The 17,199-nt window shown below is 72.3% G+C and carries 13 protein-coding genes; 4 read left to right on the top strand and 9 right to left on the bottom strand.

What is annotated here, in order from left to right; all coding sequences use genetic code 11:
* The 7 genes from AB0B39_RS25435 to AB0B39_RS25405 all read right to left on the bottom strand — a co-directional run.
* On the bottom strand, positions 1–528 hold a 528-nt coding region (locus tag AB0B39_RS25435; RefSeq protein WP_357575573.1), incomplete at its 3' end, for a hypothetical protein.
* Between the two features lie 75 nt (positions 529–603).
* Positions 604–1,401, bottom strand: a complete 798-nt coding sequence (locus AB0B39_RS25430) for an endonuclease/exonuclease/phosphatase family protein (protein ID WP_357495617.1) — start codon at positions 1,399–1,401, stop codon at positions 604–606.
* A 17-nt stretch (positions 1,402–1,418) separates the two neighbouring features.
* Positions 1,419–2,909 (bottom strand): phosphatase PAP2 family protein, encoded by a 1,491-nt coding sequence (locus AB0B39_RS25425; RefSeq protein ID WP_357575572.1) that lies wholly within the window; start codon positions 2,907–2,909, stop codon positions 1,419–1,421.
* A 71-nt stretch (positions 2,910–2,980) separates the two neighbouring features.
* Entirely contained in the window at positions 2,981–3,982 is a 1,002-nt protein-coding gene (locus tag AB0B39_RS25420; RefSeq protein ID WP_234581621.1) for a YihY/virulence factor BrkB family protein, read from the bottom strand.
* Positions 3,975–4,979 (bottom strand): diacylglycerol kinase family protein, encoded by a 1,005-nt coding sequence (locus AB0B39_RS25415; RefSeq protein WP_357575571.1) that lies wholly within the window; start codon positions 4,977–4,979, stop codon positions 3,975–3,977. The genes AB0B39_RS25420 and AB0B39_RS25415 overlap by 8 nt, the downstream gene beginning before the upstream one ends.
* A gap of 93 nt (positions 4,980–5,072) precedes the next feature.
* Positions 5,073–5,651 (bottom strand): Clp protease N-terminal domain-containing protein, encoded by a 579-nt coding sequence (locus tag AB0B39_RS25410; RefSeq protein WP_234581619.1) that lies wholly within the window; start codon positions 5,649–5,651, stop codon positions 5,073–5,075.
* The gene (locus AB0B39_RS25405; protein WP_007457155.1) at positions 5,651–5,887 is read right to left on the bottom strand and encodes an HTH domain-containing protein; all 237 of its coding nucleotides are present in this window, start codon (positions 5,885–5,887) and stop codon (positions 5,651–5,653) included. Before AB0B39_RS25405 ends, AB0B39_RS25410 begins: the two co-directional genes overlap by 1 nt.
* 190 nt (positions 5,888–6,077) lie before the next feature.
* Between AB0B39_RS25405 and AB0B39_RS25400 the strand changes: the two genes are divergently transcribed.
* A complete protein-coding gene (locus AB0B39_RS25400; RefSeq protein WP_357495623.1) occupies positions 6,078–6,938 on the top strand; it encodes a universal stress protein in 861 nt (286 codons plus the stop codon).
* Between the two features lie 105 nt (positions 6,939–7,043).
* On the opposite strand, the gene AB0B39_RS25395 is transcribed toward AB0B39_RS25400, so the two are convergent.
* On the bottom strand, positions 7,044–9,569 hold the full coding sequence (locus tag AB0B39_RS25395) for a GDSL-type esterase/lipase family protein (protein ID WP_357495625.1): 2,526 nt from the start codon (positions 9,567–9,569) through the stop codon (positions 7,044–7,046).
* A gap of 659 nt (positions 9,570–10,228) precedes the next feature.
* On the opposite strand from AB0B39_RS25395, the gene AB0B39_RS25390 reads away from it, so the two are divergent.
* A complete protein-coding gene (locus AB0B39_RS25390) occupies positions 10,229–12,622 on the top strand; it encodes a phosphoketolase family protein (protein ID WP_357575570.1) in 2,394 nt (797 codons plus the stop codon).
* Positions 12,623–12,632: 10 nt separating this feature from the next.
* A complete protein-coding gene (locus AB0B39_RS25385; RefSeq protein ID WP_234581616.1) occupies positions 12,633–13,478 on the top strand; it encodes a universal stress protein in 846 nt (281 codons plus the stop codon).
* A gap of 10 nt (positions 13,479–13,488) precedes the next feature.
* Here the strand turns inward: AB0B39_RS25385 and AB0B39_RS25380 are convergent, their stop codons facing one another.
* Positions 13,489–15,834, bottom strand: coding sequence for a heavy metal translocating P-type ATPase (locus AB0B39_RS25380; protein WP_357575569.1), 2,346 nt, complete (start codon positions 15,832–15,834; stop codon positions 13,489–13,491).
* Between the two features lie 207 nt (positions 15,835–16,041).
* Here AB0B39_RS25380 and AB0B39_RS25375 point away from each other — a divergent pair, with 207 nt between their 5' ends.
* Positions 16,042–17,064, top strand: a complete 1,023-nt coding sequence (locus AB0B39_RS25375) for a nitroreductase family protein (RefSeq protein WP_357575568.1) — start codon at positions 16,042–16,044, stop codon at positions 17,062–17,064.
* Positions 17,065–17,199: the final 135 nt, after the last annotated feature.

Raw genomic sequence — 17,199 nt, 5'->3', positions numbered from 1 at the left:
CCCCCGGCCCAACCACACCAGCGGCAGCCAGACGAGCGTGCGGGCCGCCCAGGCAATCCCCCGGCCGAGCCACACCAACGGCAGCCAGACGAGCGTCCTCGCCACCCACCCGATCCCCCGGCCCAACCACACCAGCGGCAGCCAGACGAGCGTGCGGGCCGCCCAGGCAATCCCCCGGCCGAGCCACACCAACGGCAGCCAGACGAGCGTGCGGGCGCACCAGAGCAGGGGCAGCCAGAGCAGCCGGTGCAGCGCCCAGGCCACGGGGGCCAGCACCCACTGCCGCAGGAACCGGCCGGCCGGGCTGATCAGGTACTGCCGCAGCAGCCGGCCGGCAGCCGCGAACAGCTCCCAGAGCAGGCGTACCGGCAGCACCACGGCCAGCGCCACGACGCGCGCGACGGCCGCGACCAGTGGGAGCGCGACGGCGGCCGGCTCCGGCGTGTGCGGCGCCGACAGGTCGCGGGCCTGACGCGGCGCGACCGGGTGCGCGGGCTGTGGTGCGGGAACTGTGGGGCGGTCGGTCACGGTGGCACCGTAACCGGGCCGCGCCAGCCCGCGGGGATCGGCGTGTGTCGCACCGCGTCGGCGGTGCGGGCAGCGTCAGCCGACGCCCAGGTCCAGTGTGGTCAGCAGCGGATAGTGGTCCGAGGCAGTGTCCGAGGCTCCACCACGGATCACCTGGCAGCCACGTACCCGCTCGGCCACCGCGCGGCTGCCGAAGAGGTAGTCCAGCCGCATACCGGCGAACTCGGCCCCGCCGAAGCGGGTGGGCACGGTAAGACCGTCGGCCTCCGGCGCACCGACGTTCGACGACGGCCACAGGTCGACGAGGTCGGCCGCGAGCAGGCGGGCGATCGCGCGGGTGTCCACGGCGCCACCGCCCCGGCGCAGGTGTCGTCGCCGGTAGAGAGCGCTCAGGCCGGCCAGGCGGGCGGTGTGGTCGACCGTCGGGTCCAGCGAGTTGAGGTCGCCGGCGAGCAGCGTCAGCGGCTCCGGGGCGCGGCGCAGCGCCGCCACCAGCCAGTCGACCTCCATCCGCCGGCGTCCCCCGGAGTACGGGTAGAGGTGGGTGCCGAGCACGGTGAGCGGGCCGGCCGAGGTGGACACCACGACGCGGGCGGCGGCGTGGTGGAACGGCCGGCGCACCGCCCCCGCGGCGAGAACCCGGTACGGCGGCCGGACCAGCACCGCCACCGGCTGCCCGAAGCAGGACCGGGCCAGGTGGGGCGTCATCCCCACCCGGCCCGCCACGCCTGCCATCAGCCCATCGGCGTCGAAGCCGCGCAGCTCCTGCAGGGCCAGCACGTCCGGCGTCTGCTCGTTGACGACCTGAACCACCTGATCCAGCCGGTCGGCGCCACCCCGGTCCCGACCGCCGGTACGGATGTTCCAGGTCATCGCCCGCACGGCAGCGCTCAGTCGGCTCGGCCGGCGCGCGCCAGCTCGTCGTCGAGGGTGTCCACGTCCTCGGACTCGATGGCCGGCTGGTTGCCCTCCTTGAGGTCGGCGTTCGGGCGGATCACGAGGTAGAGCAGCCCGATCCAGAGTGCGGAGAGCAGGATCGCGCCCATGAAGTCGGTCGGGTGGTGCATCCCCCGGTACATCCGCGAGGTCGCCACCCCGGCCGGCATGATCACGGCCATCGCCACGAAGATCCACCGCCACCAGCGGTCGGTACGCGGGAACACGATGAGGGTGATCGCCAGCCAGACGCAGATCGTCGCCGCGATGTGCCCGGACGGGAAGGAGGAGGTGGGCATCTGCCCGTCCAGGTTCTCCACCGGGGGCCGTGGCCGGTCGACCACACGCGCCGAGGCGAGGAAGAGGGTCAGCTCACCTACCATCGCCAGCGCCACGAACAGCACTGGCCGCCACCGCCGCCACACCGCGAGCACCAGCGGGCAGAACACCAGCGAGATGAGCAGGATCGCGTGGGTGTCACCGAACTTGCTCCACCACCAGCTCACGTCGGTCAGCACGTCGGTGTGCCGGGCGGCGAACCAGCGGGGAACCTCGGTGTCCAGGGTGTCGAAGAAGGTGTTCTTGGCGTGATAGCTGACGTACATGCCGAAGCCGTACAGCGCGCCGAACACCAGCACCCAGCCGACCAGCAGCTCGGCCACCGCCGAGCGGGGGTGCGCCAGCACGTGCTCCTCGGCCGGGGCGGGCGCGATGTCGTGCCCGGCCTCCGGCTCCAGCCCCTCGCTCAGCGGCGGCACCGGCTTGCCGCGCTCGCGCCGCCACAGCCGGAAGGCGTACGCGGTCACGCCCAGCCACGCGGCGCCGAGCAGCCAGCCGGCCAGCACGTCGGAGACGAAGTGCACGCCCAGCGCGATGCGGGTCAGCCCGATCAGCGCCACCAGCACACCGACGCCGACGATCGCGGGCTTGCGCCAGCGCGGCGCCATCGCCGGCAGGAACACCAGCAGCAGCGCCCCGTACGCGACGAACGAGCCGAGCGCGTGCCCGCTCGGGAAGCTGTTGCCGGGCGCGCTGGCGACCGGCACGTCCACCACCGGGCGGAGCCGGCCGACAAGCGCCTTGAGCGACGGGTCGAGGATCAGCCCACCGACCCCGGTGATGATCAGATAGACGGCCAGCCGCGGCTGCCGACGGATCAGCAGCCCGACCACGGCGATGGTGACCAGCCAGATGAGGATCGGCCGGCCGCCCAGATCGGTCACCGCCTGAAGCACGGTGACCAGCGGGTGGTGCGGGGCGACGAGCGAGTTGAACCACTCGGCGACCGCGTGGTCGGCGTCCTGCAACGGGCTCCACCGCACCCGCACGAGCAACAGCAACAGCCCGAAGGCCACGCCGGCGCCGGTGACGGCCACCAGGCCGGCGATGCTCCGCTCGGCGAAGTGACCGATTGGACGCCGAGCCACCTCTTTGACCGCGGTCACCCCGCACCTCCCTTGTTGTACCTGGCGAGGCGCTGTACCCGATCCGGGTCCGGCGTACACCCGGGCGTCGCTCAGAGCGCCGTCATGTCCCCGGTGTCGAACAGCTCGGCACGGTCGGCCTCGGGCTCCCACAGGTCGGGCTGCGCCGGCTCCTCCACACCGATACGCAGTGCCTCCAACTGGGCGGCGAAGGCCAGCCCGCCGAAGAGCGCCATGCCGGTCAGGTTGGCCCAGAGCAGAAGCGCCATCATGCCGGCCAGCGCGCCGTAGGTCTGGCCGAAGCCGTCGCTGAACCGCACGTACGCGGCGAGCAGCAGGCTGGCCAACCACCACAGGGCCGTGGCGATGCCCGCGCCGAAGAAGAGCCAGGACAGGCCGGGCTGGTTGCGGCGGGGCGCGTGCCGGAACAGCACGGCCACGGCGAGCACGGTCAGCGCGAGACTCAACGGGAAGCGGACCACGTCCCAGATGCCGTTGGCGACCTCGCCCCACTCGTAGTGCTTGCGGACCGAGTCGCCCATCGCCCCGCCACCGACGAGGATCAGGAAGCCGGCCAGGGCGGGCAGACCGGCGGTGACGGCCAGGACTGCCGCCCGCAGGTATTTCCACAGGGCCGGGCGGTCCCGCTCGACCCCGTAGATGCGGTTCGCGCCCCGCTCGATCTGCGCCATCGTGGTGGTCAGCGCGACCAGTCCGGTGAGCAGACCGAGGGTGAGCGCCAGCTCGCCGGCGTCCTCGACGCGTTCGCCCTCGCCGAGCAGCTCGCCGACCACCTGGGCGCTCTGGCCCGGGGTGAGCGCCAGCACGGTGTCGGCGACCACCTGGCCGCCCTCCTCGACACCCAGCTCGCTGATCAGGCCGGTGAGGGCGATCAGGAACGGCACCACGGCGAGGCAGAGCTGCAACGCGAAGGCGCGGGAGTGACTGAACCCGTCGCCGTAGCGGAACCGGATGAACGCGTCGCGCAGCAGGTGCCAGCCGCCCTTGCGGCGCAGGGTGTGCCAGGCGTCGTCGGCCGACAGTTCCTCGTTGGCCATCAGCCGGGTCTCCGGCACGATCCGGGTGCTACTCACGGCGCGCTTCCTCGATCAGCTGCTCGCCCCGCTCCCCGGCGGCTTGGGCGTCGACGGACAGGTCGGGGGCGTCTTCGGGCTGCGGGACGCAGAGCCACAGCGCCTGCGGTCGGATCTCGGCACGCAGCCGCCGGCCCGGCGCGATGAGGTCGCCGTCGAGTTCCCTCGGCTGCGCGCGGTTGCTGCTGACCTCGACGGTGCGGCCCCGGAAGACCTCCATCTGCGGCACCTGACCGCTGCGGCGGACCACGGCCCAGCCGAGCGCGAGCCAGTGCCGCAGGTTGCGCGGAGTGAGCACGGCGACGTCGAGCCAGCCGTCGTCCGGCTCGGCCTCGGTGAGCAGGCGCACCCCGCCCTGGAGCCGGCCGACGTTGGCGATCAGCACCGAGCGGACCCGGCGGCGTACCGGTGGGCGGTCGTCGATGCGGATCTGCACCCGCATCGGCCGGTCGCGCAGGTGCTTCACGGCACCCACGACGTACGCCGGCCAGCCGATGCGGGCCTTGGTGGTCTCGTTGGTGGCCTCGAGCATCTTGGCGTCGAAGCCCATGCCGGCCATGACGGTGAAGTACTGGCCCTCCACCGCGCCGACGTCGAGCAGCCGCCGGCCGCGTTCGACGGCGACCTGAAGCCCCGCCGCGAGGTCGGTGGAGAGGCCGAGGTTGGCGGCGAGCAGGTTGCCGGTGCCCTGCGGGAGCACGGCGAGGGCCACGTCGGTGCCGACGAGCCCGCTGACGCAGGACATCACGGTGCCGTCGCCGCCGCAGGCGAAGACCAGGTCGACGCCGGCCTTGACGGCCTGCTCGGTCTGGCCTCGGCCGGGATCGTCGACGGTGGTCTCGAACCACTGCGGCTCGGGCCAGCCGGCGGCGCTCAGGGCGTCGTTCACGGTGCGGCGCAGCCCGTCGAGATCGTCGACCTTCGCCGGGTTCACCACCACGGCGGAGCGCAGCCCGCCGTCGCCACCTGAGGGGCGCCTGTCCTGTCCAGCATTCACGGCGCCAGTGTGCAGCACCGGGCCGCCTTCAGCGACCCGACGACGCGCCGGCGTCGGAAGTGCCACAGACAGGTTTCAACGCGTACGCGTCCGTCACGCCGCCGTCCGCAGCGCGGTCTCCACCCGTCGGCGCAGATCGTCGAGGTCGACGCCCGCTTCGGTGAGCACCAGCGCGCCCAGCCCCTGACCCTCTCGCAGCACCCCGAGCAGGATGTGCTCGGTGCCGATGTGCTTGTGGCGCAGCCGTAGCGCCTCGCGCAACGACAGCTCCAGCGCCTTCTTCGACCGGGGCGAGAACGGCCCGCCCAGGTAGCGTCGACGCCCCCACCGGCGCCGCGGCGCGGGCACGGCCTCGCGCAGCGCGTCGGGGCCGAAGGACTGCTCGATGCGGGCCACGATGGCGGCCAGGTCGATGCCGATCTCGCGCAGCGCCGCCGCGTCCGCGTCGCCGAGGCCCGCGCCTCCGCCGCTGGTGTGCCGCCGGACCCGTTCGCGCAGGTCGTCGGCGCGCACCCCGGCGTCGGTCAGGACCCGACTGGCCAGGCCGGCCTCGTCGGCGAGCAGGCCGAGCAGCAGGTGCTCGGTGCCGACCGGCCGCTGACCCTCGGCCCGTGCCTCCTCCAGCGCCGCCCGCACCACGCCGCGCGCCCGCTCGGTGAACCGTTCGAACATCACGCCTCCCAGGATGAGTTGACCGCCGGTCGCCCAGCGTGTTTCTTGTGCACCGCCTGCCGGCTGACCTCGAGCGCGTCGGCGATCTCCTGCCAGGACCAGCCCTGTCGACGGGCGTTGTCCACCTGGACCACCTCGAGTCGCTCGAGCAGCCGGCGCAGCGCGCGGACGGCGCGCAGCCCGACCCGGGGGTCGGTGCTGCCGGCTGCCGCCGCGAGTTCCGTCGCCTGACTCATGCCGTCAACATACGTTGACAGCCTCCCCGCTGTCAACCTTTGTTGACGCCAATCGCGTCGACCCCGACGTGCCGACCACCGCAGGCCCGTCGGCGCGGCCCGAACCGGCCCGCCGTCGTCACCACACGACTACCCTCGGTAAGGAGACAGCGCAGTCGTGCCGGGCGCGACGCCCGGGAGGTGATATCCGATGGCGGTATCCGCCGACGCGGAGGTGCTGGTCGGCCTCGGCTCGGACGGTGACCTTCCGGTCGTGGAGCAGGCCGCGCAGGAGGCCGCCGGGCACGACCGACCCCTGCACGTCATACACACCTTCGACTGGCAGGCGGCCTTCGCGGCGGAGACCGTCGCCGCGCCGCGGGACGAGGCCGAGAACCTGATCACCCGGGCCGCCCAGCTCGCCCACCAGGTCGAACCCGGCCTGACCGTACGCGCCGAGATCGTCGAGAGCGGTCTGCTGCCCACCCTCATCCGCCGGTCCGAGACGGCCTTCCTGCTGGCCGTCGGCGACAGCGGAATGGCCGGCAGCGGCCAGTGCGTCCCGGCCGAGACGTCCGCCGTGCAGTTGGCCGCGCGAGCCAACTGCCCACTGCTGGTGGTCCGACGCGAACCGCCACCGCAGGGCCCCGTCCTGGTCGGGGTGGACGGCTCCCCCAGCTCACACCTCGCCCTGCGGTGGGCAGCGGACTGCGCCCGCGGGCGCGACGCCCGCCTCGTGGCGCTGCGGGTGGTCGAGAGCGACGAGGACACCGACGCGGTCGCCGAACAGCTCAGCGAGGCACTGGCCCGCCACGCCGACCCCCACAGCGGGGTGCCCACCGAGTGCCGGGTCGTCCGCGGCGACCCCGGGCAGGTGCTCGTCGACACGTCCCGGTCGGCCCAGGTGGCGGTTGTCGCCGCCCGGGGCGACGAACCGGGACGAGCCATGCTCGGCGCGGTCGCCCAGTCCCTGCTCTACCACTCCCCCGCCCCGGTGGTCGTCGTCCGCGGTCTGGCTGAAATGCCACTGACCGGGCCTGACACCCGTCCGGCGAGGGACCAACGGCCCTGACCCGGGGCGGCGACACGCAGTCTCAACAAGAGCTGACGCGGGGGCGGACAATTCCGTGGCGGCATGGCTGTGGCGCGGTCACCCGACCGCGCCACAGCACGACGGTCAGGACGATCCCACGGGTTTCACGCAGTTGGACATTCCGCTTTCCAACGCACCGTTGACGGCGGTGACGCAGAATTCGTAGTTCAAGGCACCGTAGACCAGGAACCCGACGCCCCAGGTCGTTTCCATGCTCGTCTGATCACTCGCTGTCATCTCGCTGCCATCGAGAGGGTTGCGGACCCAGACGCGATAGCCGGCCGCACCGGTGGATTTGTTCCAGGTGAGGTAGACGCTTGAGGCGTCGAGGGCATTGGCCTTCAGGCCGCTCGGCGCCGCGGGGGTTCCGCCGCCGACGAGGACCGGGCGGCCGGGATTCGGCACCCCTCCGCCGCCGCTGGTGTCCCAACTCGATACCGAGACGAGATAGCGGTGGCCGACTGTCAGACCGTCGATGTGGGCCGCATGACCCCTGATTCCCACCGCGCTGAGGAATGCGCCCGGATCGTCCTGGTCCCAGTAGATGACCCCGTAACGTTCGACCGTCCCGACCGTTTCGCCCCAGGTGATGTCGAAGCCGGTGCTGGTGGCCCGGGTGACGATCTGCGCCGGGCCCGGAGGAGCCGTCGGGCTCGCCACCACGGGCGCCGTCGGGGACGTCCAAGCGGATTTCTGGTCCTCGGTGTCGCCGTTGTCGGTGCGGACCTGGTATTCCCACTTCAGGCCATGGACAGAGAGCGTGTCGTGGCGGTTGGACGCCGCCCTGGACTCGCTCCAGTCCGCGGAGCCGACAAGACGGGACCGGACGGTGTATCCGTGGGCACCGAAGACCGCATCCCACGTCACCTTGAGACCCTGGGGGCCAGGCTCGACGACGACGTTTCTCGGCACGGGGGTCGGCCGCGCCGGAATGGTGTTGGGGATGGCGGGCACGCTCGAGCCGATGCCGAAGTTGTTGACGAGGGTGCGTTCGAACGCCTGGGCGATCTTGTACTCGCCGCGGGCGTTGGGGTGCAGCCCGTCGTAACCGTCCGGACAGCTGTCGGGCCCGCAGGCGTAGTTCGCCCGCCAGTCGACCAACGCCACCGGGGACTGGCTGGTGCTCCACGACGGGATCGAGGTGGCCAGCAGCGTGTTGTAACGATCCGTCTTGGCTGGCAGATCTGGATTGATACCGAGCCGGGTGCGCTGAGGGATGTTGGCCAGGGCCACCTTGATGTTGGGATTGGCGGCACGGGCCTCGCTCACCAGCGTCCTCATGCTGGCGATGGTCCCGTCGGGGTTGTCGACAAACCAGCCCAGGTCGTTGAACCCGAGCCCGACCAGGAGCAGGTCGGGCTTGTGCTCCGCTACCTGCGTACGGATTTCGTTCTTGACCTGCGCCGCTTGGCGGCCCCAGACCGCGAAGTGGTCGGAGTCGAAGGCCGGCGCTCCTGCGGCGTACTGCCCCCAGACGCGAGGAATGCCCTCCCCAGGGTCGGGAGCCCCTTGCAAACGCGGCGGAGTCGGACCGGTTGCTTCCGTAGGGGGCGTGGTGCCGTAGTAGGGACCGACGAAGTTGACAGCGACATTCTGAGTTCTGAACCAGTCCCACAGCCGGTAGCGCCAAGTCCAGTCACCCTCGGCACCCTGGGACATCGAATCGCCCACCACCATGACCCTGAGAGCCCCGGCTGGCCCTTCTGTCGTTGACCCGGCGCCCCGCCTGAACCGCATGACCGTCTCGAAGATCGTGTCGGCAGTTTTCGGGTTGAGTATGTTGGCTATGGCAGTAAGAGGTGTCTCCCAGAAACGGAACTGAGTCGCCAATTTTTGCAAGAACTTCTGGCCCTCTTCTATAAACGGCCGCGTGCTCTTGGAGAGGATTTGCATGAGACCCCCGGTGATGGCGCCGCCGAGAGCGCCCCACAACGCGGCGCCTGCCGCTTTGCCCCAGACGTCGGCGTCAATCGGATGTCCGTCCACGCCGGCGCTCGTCAACTCGCCGAAGGCTCCGGCGAAGGCTCCAGAGACAGCACCGCAGAACGGTGCAGCGGCGGGAGCACCGACGTTGAAGAAGGCTAGGCAAACGGCACCGATCAGGATCACTGTCGCTGCTTGGACGAGGCCGACCACAAGCGCCTTCCAGAAGCCATCCCAGAAGCCCGCAGCGCCGACGTCCCCCTTGGGCACCACGATCACCAGGCTGTTGCCGAAAGCCTGGATGCTTCCGCCGAACGTGATGTCGCTCCGCGGTGAGTAATAGCCTGCCGCATTTTCTTGGGCTTGGCGCGCGAAAGACTCGCTGAGAAGAAGCCCTGCTTGGGTCTGGTCGCGGTGAAAGACCGCTACCCTTTGCAGCAGTATCTCCTGAAATTGCTCAGGGCGCTGCACAGGATTGAAGTCCAGGATCGCCACGACATCGTCGTCATTGTTGGCCAACTGCCGGAACTGCCCGGAGTCGCGCGCGCAGCCCACGCGCAGCCCTACGCTATCCGCCTCGACCGGCTTGACGTCGAAGGACGAGCCGTGCACGGAGCACGCGGCATCCGCAGGGGCGGCGGCCGCTTGGGTCACGCCAATATTGGTGGAGCCGGCCACGACCAGCACCAACGCAAGGAAGAACGCCGTGAGACGGGTGCCGTGCCGCCTATTTCTGTGCACCCATGATCGACTACGGGAATGAGGCATGGAGGACTTCTCTCTGTCCGATCATGGCGCGCAGGGTGTAATCGGGAAGTCGACTCCGACAGATCATGGCGCCGGACTTCCAGGCCCACCCGCTGTCTGACCTGGGACACGTAGGGGATCCGACACTCGCCTCGACGTACGTCGATGGTCCGTCGTCAGTTGTCGGTCGTCAGTTCTTTACATCAATGATCTTTGTGTAAAGTTCATAGATCCACAAGTCTCGAATCGATCACAATCGTTGGTCTCTCCGGCCCGGCCACGCCACGCAGCGCAAGCCGAGGTGGGCCTACCGACGGGTCCTGCCAGAGCGGACCACGTTCCCCGGCGGCCTTCACGCACCGCCGATCCGACCCCGTCGACGCACCGACGCGACTACCCTCGGTCAGGGAAGAGGGGCGGCGCCGGGAGGTGGGGCCGTTCGCGGACCGGCCTCCATCGCGCCAGGCGGGACACACGTCCGCACCAGTGGGGGTCAACGGCCCTGCCCCATCCTCTCGGCGGCGATGAAGCTGGACGTGGCCGGGAGAACCCGGGACACCGGACGCGACGTCCCCGATTTCGCGAGAGGCTTACGCAGCATGGATTCCGCTATCGACCTGCACAGCCCTCTGACCGAAGACGAGCTGCGCCGACTGGACGCCTACTGGCGTGCCGCGAACTACCTCACCGTCGGGCAGATCTACCTGCTGGGCAACCCTCTGCTGCGCGAGCCGCTGACCCCCGACGACATCAAGCCACGGCTGCTCGGGCACTGGGGCACCAGCCCCGGGCTCAACCTGATCTACGCGCACCTCAACCGGGTGATCGTCGCCCGGGACCTGAACGCCATGCTGGTCACCGGCCCCGGGCACGGCGGCCCGGCGATCGTGGCCAACACCTGGCTGGAGGGCACCTGGTCGGAGCGCTACCACGACGTGGCGCGCGACGAGGCCGGGATGGCCCGGCTGTTCCGGCAGTTCTCCTTCCCGGGCGGCATTCCCAGCCACGTCGCGGCGGACGTGCCGGGCTCGATCCACGAGGGCGGCGAGCTCGGGTACGCCCTGAGCCACGCCTACGGTGCCGCGTTCGACAACCCGGACCTCGTGGTGGCCTGCGTCGTCGGCGACGGCGAGGCGGAGACCGGGCCGCTGGCCGGCAGCTGGCTCTCCAACGTCTTCCTGAACCCGGCCCGCGACGGCGCGGTGCTGCCCATCCTGCACCTCAACGGCTACAAGATCGCCAACCCGACCGTGCTGGCCCGGATCCCCGAGGCCGACCTGCTCGACATCATGCGGGGTTCGGGCTACCAGCCGTACGTGGTGTCCGGCGACGACCCGGCCGTGGTGCACCGCACCCTCGCCGCGACGCTGGACCGGGCGCTGGACGAGATCGCCGAGATCCAGCGGCGGGCCCGTTCCGGTGGTGTCGTCGAGCGCCCCCGCTGGCCGATGATCGTGCTGCGGACGCCGAAGGGCTGGACGGGCCCGCGCGAGGTCGACGGCACCCAGGTGGAGGGCACGTACCACGCCCACCAGGTGCCACTGTCGGGCGTCCGCGACAACCCCGCCCACCTGGACGAGCTGGAGCACTGGCTGCGCAGCTACCGGCCGGAGGAGCTGTTCGACGCCACCGGCGCCCCGGTCGACGAGCTGCGGACGCTGCCGCCCCGCGGCGATCGACGGATGAGCGCCAACCCGGTCACCAACGGCGGCGTGGTCCTGCGCGACCTGACCCTGCCCGACTTCCGCGACTACGGCGTGGACGTCCCCGAGCCGGGCCAGCCGATGGCCGGCGCGACAGGGGTGCTCGGTCCGTGGATCCGTGACGTGATCACCGCCAACCCGCAGACGTTCCGGCTGTTCGGCCCGGACGAGGTCGCGTCCAACCGGTTGGGCGCCGCCTTCGAGGTGACCGACCGGGCGTGGGTCGCTCGCACCGTCCCCGGCGACGACCACCTCTCCCCCGACGGCCGGGTCATGGAGGTGCTCTCCGAGCACCTGTGCCAGGGCTGGCTGGAGGGCTACCTGCTGACCGGCAGGCACGGCGTGTTCACCAGCTACGAGGCGTTCATCCACATCGTCGACTCGATGGTCAACCAGCACGCCAAGTGGCTGAAGGTGACCCGGGCGATTCCCTGGCGCCAGCCCCTCGCCTCGCTGAACTACCTGTTGTCCAGCCATGTCTGGCGGCAGGACCACAACGGCTTCTCGCACCAGGACCCGGGCTTCATCGACCACGTGGTCAACAAGAAGGCCGAGGTGGTGCGGGTCTACCTGCCACCGGACGCCAACACCCTGCTCTCCACCATGGACCACTGCCTGCGCAGCCGGCACTACATCAACGTCGTGGTGGCCGGTAAGCAGCCGTCGCCGAACTGGCTGACGATGCAGGAGGCGATCCAGCACACCCGGCGCGGCCTGGGCATCTGGGAGTGGGCCAGCAGCGACGGCGGCAGCGAACCGGACGTCGTCCTGGCCTGCTGCGGTGACGTGCCCACCCTGGAGACACTGGCCGCCACCGAGCTGCTGCGCGAGCACCTGCCGGAGCTGAAGGTGCGGCTGGTCAACGTGGTCGACCTGATGCGCCTGCAGCCGGACACCGAACACCCGCACGGCCTGCCGGACAAGGAGTTCGACACCATCTTCACCGCGGACCGGCCCGTCATCTTCGCCTACCACGGCTACCCGTGGCTGATCCACCGCCTGACCTACCGCCGCTCCAACCATGACAACCTGCACGTGCGCGGGTACAAGGAGGAGGGCACCACCACCACTCCGTTCGACATGGTGATGCTCAACGACCTGGACCGGTTCCACCTGGTCATCGACGTCATCGACCGGGTGCCCGGCCTCGGCGCCCGCGCCGCGCACCTGCGCCAGCAGATGGTCGACGCGCGCCAGGCCGCCCGCGACTACACGCGCGAACACGGTGAGGACGACCCCCGGGTCGCCGAGTGGCGCTGGGTCCGCGAGACCGACCCGATGAACCCCTGAGGAGGACGACGTGCGGGACGCGGAGATCCTGGTCGGCTACGACGGCTCCACCGACGCGTCGGTGGCCCTTACCTGGGCGCTGGCCGAGGCCGAGCACAGCGGCCAGCCGGTGCGGCTGGCGTACGTCTTCGAGTGGCTGACAGTTGCCAGTTGGGTCGGTCCGGGCGTGGCGCCCGGCGTCTGGCCGGACGACACCGCCCGGCGGCAGGCGGACGACCTGGTCCGCAAGGCCGCGGCGGACGCCACCGCCGCGCACCCCGGCCTGACGATCACCAGCGAGGTGTACGACGGGCCGCCGGCCCTGGTGTTGCAGGAGCGCTCGACCGACGCGGGGCTGCTGGTGCTCGGCAGCCGGGGCCACGGCGGGTTCGGCGGGCTGCTGGCCGGGTCGACGGCGGTGGCGGTCGCCGCGCACGCGCACTGCCCGGTCGTGGTGGTCCGCGACGGGACCGCCAGCGGGCCACCGGCCCCGGTGGCGGTCGGGGTGGACGGTTCGGAGCCGTCGCTGGTGGCGCTCGGGTTCGCGGCCGAGCGGGCCGCCCAACGTCGGGTGCCGCTGCGCGTGCTGCACGCCTGGACCCCCGGCCCCGGTGGGGCGGCCGGAGCGCCGGACGAGCAGGCCGCCGTCGAGGAGGCGCTGGAGCCGTGGCGGCGGACGTTCCCCGAGCTGGACATCACGCTCGACCTCGTCGCGGGCAGTCCGGCCGGGACGCTCATCGAGTCGAGCCGGTCCGCGCAGTTGGTGGTGGTCGGCAGTCGGGGCCGGGGTGGGCTGGCCGGGATGCTGCTCGGCTCGGTCAGCCAGCAGGTGATCCAGCACGCCGGCTGCCCGGTCGCGGTCGTCCGCGAACGCTGAGCGGCAGCTCTCAGCGGCGTTCGGACACCGGGTCGGACGGGTCGAGCGAGAAGAACTCCTCCTCTTCCTGGGCCAGGTGCAGACGCAGCACCGCGTCCAACCCGTAGAGGGTGGCGAGCAGGTCGGGCACCTGATCCGGGCGCAGCCGGCCGTCGGCGGTCTGGGCGAGCTGCGCGCCCAGCAGGTCGACCTGTCGGCGGATCTCCACGTGTGCCCGGCTCATCGTCGAGGTCGCCTCGCCGCTGCCCAGCGGGTCGGCCAGGGCGGGATAGAGCTGCCGTTCCTCGGCGGCCTCGTGCGGCAGCACCCGTTCGGTCAGTCGGCGGTGCGTCTCGCGTACCGCCGGCAGGCACCTCGGGGAGGCCGGCTCGGTGGCGACCAGGTCGGCGGTGTCGCGCAGCCCGGCCAGCACATCGCGTACCTCCTGGTGTTCCCCGGCGTAGCGGGCGAGCAGCTCCCGGGTACGCGGCGGGACGTCCCGTCGGCGCAGCCCACCACCGAGGGCCCGCAGCGCGTTGAGGATCACCAGCACGTCGATGCCCTCCTGGAGGAACGCGCCGGCGACCGGGGGCAGCCGGCCGACCGCCGCCACGAGCATCGCCAGCACCGCGAGGCCCATCCCGACGGTGGCGCTCTGCACGGCGATCCGGCGTGCGTAGCGGGCGATCTCGACCGCGTCGGCGAGCCGGTCCAGCCGGTCCACGGTGAGCACCGCGTCCGCCACGTCCGCGGAGGCGCTGGCGCCCGTAGCGCCCATCGCTACGCCGACGTGCGCCTGAGCCAGCGCCGGGGCGTCGTTCACCCCGTCACCGACCATCACCGTGACGGCCCGGTCGGCCTCCGCCCGGACCCGGCCCACCTTCTCCTGCGGCGTGCAGCGGGCGAGCACGTCGTCCACACCGACGGCCTCGGCGACCTGCGCGGCGGTCGCCGGCCGGTCGCCGGTGACCATCACGATGCGCCGCAGCCCCGCCGCGCGCAGCCGGCGTACGGTCCGGCGGGCGTCGGGGCGTACCGGATCCTCCAGCAGGATCGCGCCGAGCGGGCCGCTGTCGTCGCTGACCCACACCACGGACCAGCCGGCCAGCTCGGTGCGGGACCGCGCCCGGTCGGCCCACTCGGGCAGCGCGCCGGCGAGCTGCCCGACCCGGATGAGCCGCCCGTCGACCCGGCCGCTGACGCCGCGCCCCGGCTCCTCGGTCACCCCGGTCGGCTCGGTCAGCGCCAGCCCCCGCTCGCGGGCGTGCCGGACCAGGGCGCTGGCCAGCACGTGCGGGGAGAGCTGCTCCACCGACGCGGCGAGCCGCAGCACCTCGTCCCGGTCACCGCCCGGCGCGACCACCGTCTCGGCGGTACGCGGGCGGCCGGCGGTCAACGTGCCGGTCTTGTCCACCAGCAGCGTCCGGGCCCGTCCGAGCAGCTCCAACGCGCCACCGTCGCGGACCAGCACCCCGCGCCGGGCCACCCGGGACAACCCGGACACGATCGCGATCGGGGTGGCCAGCAGCAGCGGGCAGGGGGTGGCCACCACCAGCACCGCCACCGCCCGGACCACGTCGCCGGAGAGCAGCCACGCCAGCCCGGCCAGCACCAGCGTGAACGGTACGAACGCGGCGGCGTACCGGTCCGCGAGCCGGACCATCGGGGCCCGGTGGGCTGTCGCCTCCTCGGCCAACCGGACGATCCCCGCGTACGTGCTCTCCGCCGCGTTCTTCGTCGCCCGCATGCCGAACCCCGCGCCGGCGTTGACCACGCCACTGGCCACCGCCTCGCCCGCCGCCCGCTGGACCAGCCGCGACTCGCCGGTCACCACCGACTCGTCCAGCGTGGCCGCCTCGTCGACGGTCCCGTCGACAGGCACCACGTCACCGGGCCCGACCAGCAGCCGATCCGCCGCCGCCACCCGGTCCAGCGGCACCACCTCGATCGTGCCGCCCGGCCCCCGCCGACGCGCGGTACGCGGGGCCCGCTCCAGCAGGGCCCGCAGGTCGCGCGTCGCCCGGCGCTGCGCGTACGCCTCCAGCGACCGTCCGGTCGCCACCATCACGGCGATCACCGCCCCGGCCAGGTACTCGCCGACGCCGAGCGCACCGGCCAGGGCCAGTACGGCGATCACGTCCACACCGAAGTGCCGGTGCCAGAACGCCCGCAGCATCGACCAGACGGCGGGCAGCAGCGCGGCCACCGTGACGGCGGCCCAGATCAGGTCGGCCGCGCCGGGGCGGCCCGCGATCCGCAGCGCCGCGCCCGCCAGCACCGCGACGCCCAGCCCGACCAGCGGCGTCCACGTTCCCCACCGCCGGATGCGGCTGCGGGCCGGCCGCTCCGGCACGCACTCGGTCGACTCGGCTGCCACCTGCGCATCGTCGCAGCCCACGACCCTCCTCGACGGCACACCGCAGGGTTTTTCCCGCCCTGGGCGGCGGCGCGACGGGTGTCGGCCGGCCCGTCCGGGGAGGCGCAACGACCCGCCGCGGTCGGGACCTCTGGCCCCTGCACGCCCCCGGCCGATGCCGCAGGATGGAGCGGCAACACACCGCGCGACCACGCCAGGTGAGGCACGATGGGCAGAGACGGAAAGGTCGTGACGATGAGTCAGGACAGTCAGCTGACGACCGCGCTGGCGGAGGCCGCCACCACCGCCGGCCACGCCCCCTCGGTGCACAACACGCAGCCGTGGCGCTGGCGGGTGCTCCCCGACGCGCTGGAGCTGCACACGGTCGCCGACCGGCAGCTCACCGCCAGCGATCCGGAGGGACGACTCCTGGCGATCAGCTGCGGCGCCGCCCTGCACCACGCCCGGCTGGCACTCGCCGCCGAGGGCTGGCGCGCGGTGGTGCGGCGCCTGCCCGACCCGAACGACCCCAGCCTGCTGGCACGCCTGACCGACCTGAGCCGGACGGCCGCCGACCCGGACGCCATGCGCATGGTGCAGTGCATGTCGGTGCGGCACACCGACCGGCGGCCGGTCAGCGACGAGCCGGTGCCCACCGACGCGATCGGGGAGATCGCGCGAGCGGTCACCGCCGAGGGCGGCCGACTCCAGGTCCTCGACCGCGACCAGGTGCTGGAGTTGGCCTCCACGGCCGGGCACGCCGACACGGTCGAGGCCGAGGACCCGGAGCTGCGCGCCGAACTGGCGTACTGGACCAGCCGGGCTGGCGCCGGCACCGGCCTGCCGGCCGAGGTGCTGCCCGAGCAGCCGCCGCAGACGACCGTGCCGGCCCGCGACTTCGGCCGCCCCGGCAGCCTGCCGGTCGGCCCCGGTCACGACCGCGCGGCGGTGTACGCGCTGCTGCACGGCGACGAGGACGAGCGGGACAGCTGGCTGCGCGCCGGTGAAGCCCTCTCCGCCGCCTGGCTGACCGCCACCCGACTCGGCGTGTCGATGGTGCCGCTCAGCGCGGTGGTGGAGGTCCCGGGCACCCGGCAGACCCTGCGCCAGATGCTTGCCGGCATCGGCTACCCGTACCTCGTGCTGCGCATGGGGATCGCGGACCCGGCACACGCCGGCCCACCGCACACCCCGCGACTGTCCGGCGAGCAGGTGGTGGACACCTCAGCGGTGCGCGGCGAGCGGGCCTGACGGGGGCAGATCGACGGTGTACGCCGGCGCTACGATCGCGCGGTGACCAGCAGCGTTCCGCAGCCCCGCCCGGAGTCCCCGGTGACGCCGTCGCTCGGGCTGAGCCCCCTGTCCCGGGTCCGCCTCGACGAACTG

Origin of the sequence: Micromonospora sp. NPDC049114 (assembly GCF_040648635.1) — a bacterium.
Classification (GTDB): Bacteria; Actinomycetota; Actinomycetes; order Mycobacteriales; family Micromonosporaceae; genus Micromonospora.
This window is presented reverse-complemented; position numbering and strand designations above follow the sequence as displayed.